Below are 6,887 nucleotides of genomic sequence, written 5' to 3'. Positions count from 1 at the left end.
GAGCACGATCCTCCGCCAAGCGATCCATCCGCTCTATCTACAGATCTACGCTGCCGTCAAACGCGGCGAGCATGAGCAGATCATGAGCGAGATCATCCCGCGGGAGTACGCCTGGTATTTGTGAGGGCGGCGGATGATGTCCGCGGTCGCCCTACAGCCGCCCCAGCCGCTCGATCAGCAGATCGAAGATCCGCGGCGCATCCGCGTCCTCGAAGGCTTCGACGTTGGCGGGGCCACCCCAGAGGCCGCGCCAGTCGGGGACCGTCATGCCGATCGTGAGCGGGCTTCCGGTCTCCACCTTGATCGCGAGGCGCGAGCCGCGGAAGAGCGTCGGATCGAGCAGCCAGGCGATGGTGCAGGCGTCATGGAGCGGCGCGCCAAGGCCGCCTTCAGCCATGGCCTCGGTGCCGAGATAGAAATCCATCAGATCGGCGACGGTGCGCGCGGCGGCACTCTTCGAGGCCCGCAGGCGATCCACATGCTCCTGGCGCGCCCGTATCTTCCAGGTGACGTCCAGCGGAAAGAGCGCGATCTCGATGCCGCTGGCGAAGACGATCTCGGCGGCATGGGGATCGACGAAGACATTGAACTCCGCGGCCGGAGTCATGTTGCCGCCCGCGCGCAGCGACCCGCCCATGACGACGAGCTTCGCGATCTTATTCGCGATCTTGGGCTCCCGGCGCAGGGCCATCGCGATATTAGTCAGGGGCGCAATCGCGGCGATGACGGTGGCGCGATCGCCGCGGGCCATCAGGGTCTCGACCAGCCAATCGACCGCGTGCTGCGGCTGCAGCTTCATCCGCGGCTCGGGAAGATGCGCGCCGTCGAGGCCCGACTCCCCATGGATCTCCGGCGAATAATAAGGCTGGTTGAGGAGCGGCCGCTCGCAGCCGGCAAAGACCGGCACGTCGCTGCGCTTCGCCAGCTCGCAGATCCGCAACGCGTTTCGCGCGGTCAGGGGCGCCGCCACATTGCCGGCCACCGTCGTCAGGCCCAACACCTCCAACTCCGGCGAGGCCAGGGCCAGGAGAATGGCGATGCAGTCGTCCTGGCCGGGATCGGTATCGATGATGAGCGGCAGTGCCATGGATGCGGGTCTCTCCCTTCGTCGGCGCCCTCCACTCTAACGAACCGGTAAGGCTGCGGCCAGTTCGCCACCGCGCCCGACCCGTGCTAAGACGGCGCCCTCGGGAGCCGACGATCGTCGAGGCGAAGGAAGATGGGACGGATCAATCATTTTGCCGTGCTGCTGGCGGTGCTGCTGCAACAAGTGCTGGGCTTCGCCTGGTATCATTTCCTGTTCGGGCCGGCCTGGCTCGCCGGCCTCGGCATGACACCGGAGCAGATGCAGGGGCGCAGCTGGCGATTCGCCGTCTCCATGGGCTGCGGCCTGGTCTCGGCTTATGGGCTGGCCTGGCTCCTGGAGGCCACAGGACGGCGCGGCCTGGCGCAAGGCCTCGTGATGGGACTCTTCACCGGCATCGCCTTCGCCGGCAGCGCGGTCCTGCTGCACTATGCCTTCATTCCCGCGGCGTGGCCCGCCGCCTGGATCGATACCGGCGTCACGATTGCCGCCGCGGCCCTGACGGGCGCCGTGCTGGGGCTCTGGCCGAAGCGCAGCCGCTAGGGCCCTTCAGGGCATCACGCTGCCGCCATTGGGACCGAAGGCTTGGCCGGTGACGAAGCTGGCGCCCGGTCCCGCCAGGAACAGCGCGACGCTCGCGATCTCGGCGGGCTTGCCCACGCGGCCCAGGGGGATCTGCTCTTCCTTGGCCCGCCATTCAGGGCTCATCTGATCGAGCGCCAGCATCTCGGTATCGACCGGCCCCGGCGCGATCGCATTGACCAGCACATGCGGCCCGAATTCCCGCGCCCAGGCCCGTGTGAAGCCCAGCACGCCCGACTTGGAGGCCGAATAAACCGAGAATTTCTCGCGTGGCCCGAAGCCCAGATCGGAAGCGATGTTGATGAGCCGGCCCGACTTCTGGATGCTCATCCGGCGGAGCGCGGCGCGGCCGACCAGGAAACAGCCGCGCAGATTGACGCCCATGACGCGCTCATAATCGGCCAGGCTCGTCTCCAGGAGCGGCTTCTCGAGGATGACGCCAGCATTGCTGACGACGATATCGATCCCGTCCATCCGCTCGATCGCGTCGTGAAACAAGGTCTCCACCTGAGCCTCGCTGGCGACGTCGCAGGAAAAATCAAGGGCGAGGCCGCCTGCAGCCGTGATCGCCCTTGCGGTCTCGGCGCAGTCGCGGATATCGGCAACCGCCACAAGCGCGCCCTCGGCCGCCAGCGCTTCCGCGATCGCACGCCCGATGCCGCGCATCGCGCCGGTGACAAGTGCCGTCTTTCCATTCAGCTGGCCCATCTGGCCCCTCATCCCGCCGTGATCAGTGCGGCTTCGCTAATTTGCGCCTCTTCCCGGATGATCGCCAGGATCTCGCGGCGCAGATCGAGGAACGGCCGGCTTTCCCGGCTGTCCAATGTCCTCTCGCCCGGCACCCGCTCTGCCACCTTGATATCGCGAATGAGCCGCGCCGGCCGCGCGGAAAACACCACGATGCGATCGGCAAGGAAAATCGCCTCGTCGACATCGTGGGTCACGAAGATCACGGTTTTGCGCTCGGCGCGCCGGATGTCGAGCAACTGAACCTGAAGCCGCTCGCGCGTCTGCGCATCGAGGGCGCCGAACGGCTCGTCCATCAGCAGGACCTGCGGGTTGGCCGCCAGAGTGCGCGCGATCGCCACCCGCTGGCGCATGCCGCCCGAGACCTTGCTGACATAGAAGTCGGCGTAGGCGGTGAGCCCGACGAGCTCGAGATAATGGCGTGCGATCCGGTCCGCCTCGACTTCGGAAACATCGTCGCGATAATTGAGCCCGAAGCGGATGTTCTTGAGGACGGTGAGCCAGGGAAAGGATGAGTAGGACTGGAACACCATTCCCTTCGCCCGGCTCGGACCCGTCACCGACTCGCCGGCCAGCCGGATCTGGCCTTCGCTCGGATGGTCGAGGCCGCCCACCATCCGCATCAAGGTGGTCTTGCCACAGCCCGAGGGGCCCAGAAACACGACGAACTCCCCCTCCCCGATTGTCAACGACACGTCGTCGATGACGGACACCGGCCCTGCATCCGAGCCGAAAGCCTTCGACACCTGTTCGATGGCAATAAACGGCGTCATGGCGCTCACGACCCCAGATACCGGAAGGCCTTGCGGTGAAGCCAGCGGATGAGCTGGTCCGTCACCAGGCCGATGATGCCGATGGCCAGGATGCCGGCGAAGACTTCGGGTGTCTTCACATAGCGTTTGGCCGCCCAGATCACATAGCCGATGCCCGAATTGGCGGCGACGATCTCGGCGATGATGAGATAGGTCCAGCACCAGCCCAGCGTGATCCGCAGATTGTCGACCATGCTGGGCAGCATGGCCGGCAGCAGGATGTCGCGCATCAATTCGCGGTCATTGGCCCCGAGGGTCCGGCCGGTCTCGACATACTCCCTGGGCACGCGCCGGGCATCGTCGGCGATCAGCAGGACGAGCTGGAAGAAGGTGCCGAGCCAGAGCAGCGTGATCTTCGACATCTCGCCGATCCCCAGCCAGATGAGGGTCAGGGGTACCAGCGCCGGCACCGGAAGATAGCGGATGAAATCGATCACCGGCTCGGTCACGGCGCCGACGATCCGATAGGAACTCATCAGGATGCCGATCGGAATCGCCATCAGCGCCGAGACGATGAAAGCGACCCAGACGCGGAAGATCGAGATGCCGATATCCGCGGCAAAGTTCTGGCCGGTGAAAAGACGATAGACCGCCCGGAGAACGATGAGCGGCGACGGCAGAAACTGCGGCGTGATCCAGCCCAGCTCCGCCACCGCCGTCCAGGCGAGCAGAATGGCCACAAAACTGACGATGCCGATGGCCAGCTCGACATCGGGCCGCGCCTTGCCGCGGAAACGGAACAGGGCGCGCCACCGGCTTTCGGCCGCCGGACCGGGTTTCCGACGCCGCTCAGGCTCGGTCATTGGATCTCGCCTCGGCCCCAACCAACCCCGGCATCCGGTCTGGATGCCGGGGTTGGGCGCCCTTATTGAGCACGCGACTTCCAGACCTGGGTGATGATGCTGTTGTCGATCTGCTTGTCCGCCTCGAGCTTGATGTCCGCAGCACCATTCTCGATGTTGAGCTGCATGATCTCGGCGAAGATGTCATGGAGCTTGCCGGGCTTGCCGTCCGTGCCCATCAGCTCGACCGACCCGTCGAGGCCGATATAGTTGATGTTGACGATGGTTTCCTTGAACTCCTCCGGGGACAGCTTGAATTGCGCCGCCATGATGGCGATCGCCTTCTCCGGTTCCTTGCCGATGTAATCGATCGCCCGGTAGATCGCCCGGAGGAACTTCACATATTTCTCCGGCTGGCTCTTCAGATTGTCGGTCCGTGCGATGATCGTGTCGGTGATCAGATGCGGATACTCACGCGAGGAGACGATGACATAGGCGCCACGATCTTTATGGGCCTGGACCGCCTGCGTCAGCACCGGCTCGTAAGCGCCGACGGCCGAGACGCCGGGGTCGGCGAAGATGGCGCCCGCATCCTGGGATGCGATATCGACCCGGTTGAGGGAGTCGAAGGTCAGGTTGCATTTGCTCTTCATCGCCATCTGCAGGATGAGTGTCGCCGGCAGATTGGGTTCGGTCGCGACCGTCTTGCCCTTCAGATCGCAGACCGACTTGATCGAGCCGTCGGCCACGACGCCGTCGCCGCCGTTCGATTCATCGATCGTGCCGATGATGATGCCCTGCATCTCGGGCGTGCGCGGCCGGCCCTGATACTCGCCGACACTGCGCAGATAGCAGTCGATATCGCCGCGCTCCATGGCGGCGTAGGCGTTGCTGATATCGTCGTCGATGATCTCGTTGACGGTGATGCCCTCGTCCTTGAAATAGCCGAGCTCGTTCGCCAGATGGACCGGCCCGAATCCGACCCAGAATGGATAGGCGCAATCCAGATGATCGGGACCGGCGGCCTGGGCCGGCCGGCTGGCGAACGCGCCCGTCATGGCAACGCCCGCCAGCAAGGTCAGTGCTATCAAGAATTTGCGCATGGTTTCCCTCCCTGAATGTCCTTGTTGGACTTGGGCCATGCGCCGGTTGCGCCCGGCGCCGCCCCTAGACTGACAAATAAAACCTCGATCGTTCAGCGGCCCTTGCCGCTGGCCTTTGCCTTTCCTTTGCCGCCGCCGAACTCCTTGCGGACGGCCGCCGCGATATCGCGGCGATATTGCTGGGCCATGAGAACGCCCTTCTCGCGCGTGGCGCCCTTGGCCGAAACCAGGGCGCCCGAGCTCGGGACCCAATGGGCATGCGCGGGATACATATCGTAGGGCGGAAATTCGGCGCCCGGGTTGTCAGGGATCTTGTCGATCCGAACCATCTCCGGGTGGTAATGCAGCATCAGCGAGGTTTCCATCACCGCCGCATGCTCCAGCGCCACGCCGGGGAAGCCGTCCGGGAAGACCTTGGCCAATGTCTCCGGCGTGCAGAAATCCCAATATTCGAGCCGCATGATCCGCACGCCCTGGTCGCCCACCTCGCGCATCGCCTGATCGATGCCCTCGCTGACGAACCATTGGTTCTCATAATGCCCGACGATGAAGCAGAGCTTGCGCGCGCCATGGCGCACCAGCTCGCGAACCACGTCGCGCACGATCGAGACGACCGTGGCGCCGTCGAGATTGATGGTGCCGGGGAAATGCGGGCCGCCGCCGGATTTGGTGTAGGAGCGATAGCCCATGGTCAGGGTGGGGCCGACGATCCCGCCGACCTCCTCCGCAACCTCGCGTGCAATGTCTGTCGGCAGCATCGCATCGACCGAGAGCGGCAGATGCGGACCATGCTGCTCCATGGCGCCGCAGGGCACGAACAAGACCGGGTTCGCCTTCATCTTCTGGCCGAATTCGGGCCAGGCCATCTCGCTCATCAGCACGGTCTCGGTCCGGGCCTTGGCCATGTCGCTCTCCCTTAAGCGCTTCGGCGCTATTTCTTCTTGCCTTTGCGCCGACGGCCGACGCCATCGGCCAACAGGCACAAGATCTCGAACATGATGGTCGCGCCGACTAGCGCCGTGTTGCCCGACGGATCGAAAGGCGGCGACACTTCGACGACGTCGCCACCGATCAGATCAAGGCCCTGAAGTCCGCGCAGCACATGCTGCGCCTCGAGCGTGGTCATGCCGCCGATCTCCGGCGTGCCGGTGCCGGGCGCATAGACCGGGTCAAGCCCATCCACGTCGAAACTGACATAGGTCGGCCCCCGTCCCGCCACGCGGCGCGCTTCCTTCACTACCTTCTCGACGCCGAGCTTGGTGAACTCCTCCATATAGATGACGCGCATCCCGGAGCTCTCGGCGAACTCCATATCGTCGGCGCTGTAGATCGAGCCGCGGATGCCGATCTGCACCACGCGCTTGGGGTCCAGCAGCCCCTCCTCGACCGCACGCCGGAAGGGCGTGCCGTGGGTGTACATGTTGTCGCCGAAATAGCGATCGTTGGTGTCGGAATGGGCGTCGAAATGGATCATGCCGATCGGGCGCTTGGCGGCGATCGCGCGGAAGATCGGCAGGGTCACCAGGTGATCGCCGCCGGCCGAGAGCGGGATGCAGCCACCGGCATGGACCTTGGCGAAGAACTTCTCGATCCGTGCCAGGCTGTCCATGAGATCGATGGGATTGACCGGTGCGTCGCCCAGATCGGCCACGCGGGCGAGCTCATAGGGGGCGATCCGGCTCACATGATGAACCTTGCGCATGAAGCTCGACATGTTGCGGATCTCGCGCGGGCCATGCCGGGCGCCCGCCCGGTTGGTGGTGCCGCCGTCCCAGGG

The 6,887-nt window shown here is 65.0% G+C and carries 8 protein-coding genes; 1 reads left to right on the top strand and 7 read right to left on the bottom strand.

Translation table 11 applies throughout. The features are described from left to right. Positions 1-151: 151 nt before the first annotated feature. The gene (locus ACREE8_RS15445) at positions 152-1,087 is read right to left on the bottom strand and encodes a nucleoside hydrolase (RefSeq protein ID WP_431573903.1); all 936 of its coding nucleotides are present in this window, start codon (positions 1,085-1,087) and stop codon (positions 152-154) included. Between the two features lie 132 nt (positions 1,088-1,219). On the opposite strand from ACREE8_RS15445, the gene ACREE8_RS15440 reads away from it, so the two are divergent. Further along, a complete protein-coding gene (locus ACREE8_RS15440; RefSeq protein WP_431573902.1) occupies positions 1,220-1,627 on the top strand; it encodes a DUF1761 domain-containing protein in 408 nt (135 codons plus the stop codon). Positions 1,628-1,633: 6 nt separating this feature from the next. Here ACREE8_RS15440 and ACREE8_RS15435 read toward each other — a convergent pair whose 3' ends face one another. The 6 genes from ACREE8_RS15435 to ACREE8_RS15410 all read right to left on the bottom strand — a co-directional run. Beyond that, entirely contained in the window at positions 1,634-2,374 is a 741-nt protein-coding gene (locus ACREE8_RS15435; protein WP_431573901.1) for an SDR family NAD(P)-dependent oxidoreductase, read from the bottom strand. An 8-nt stretch (positions 2,375-2,382) separates the two neighbouring features. Then, complete coding sequence (locus ACREE8_RS15430; RefSeq protein WP_431573900.1) at positions 2,383-3,186, bottom strand: ABC transporter ATP-binding protein; 804 nt, start codon at positions 3,184-3,186, stop codon at positions 2,383-2,385. 5 nt (positions 3,187-3,191) lie between these two features. Continuing rightward, complete coding sequence (locus tag ACREE8_RS15425; protein WP_431573899.1) at positions 3,192-4,028, bottom strand: ABC transporter permease; 837 nt, start codon at positions 4,026-4,028, stop codon at positions 3,192-3,194. 62 nt (positions 4,029-4,090) lie between these two features. Continuing rightward, positions 4,091-5,110: an ABC transporter substrate-binding protein gene (locus ACREE8_RS15420; RefSeq protein ID WP_431573898.1), complete on the bottom strand. Its 1,020-nt coding sequence runs from the start codon at positions 5,108-5,110 to the stop codon at positions 4,091-4,093. Between the two features lie 92 nt (positions 5,111-5,202). After that, entirely contained in the window at positions 5,203-6,015 is an 813-nt protein-coding gene (locus tag ACREE8_RS15415) for a creatininase (protein ID WP_431573897.1), read from the bottom strand. A gap of 26 nt (positions 6,016-6,041) precedes the next feature. Beyond that, positions 6,042-6,887: agmatinase (locus tag ACREE8_RS15410; RefSeq protein ID WP_431573896.1), on the bottom strand; the 846-nt coding region annotated here is incomplete at its 5' end.

This window comes from Hypericibacter sp., from assembly GCF_050729195.1.
In the GTDB taxonomy this organism is placed as follows: Bacteria; Pseudomonadota; Alphaproteobacteria; order Dongiales; family Dongiaceae; genus Hypericibacter.
Note: the sequence above shows the minus strand (reverse complement) of the source record. Positions and strands in the feature narration are given on the sequence as shown.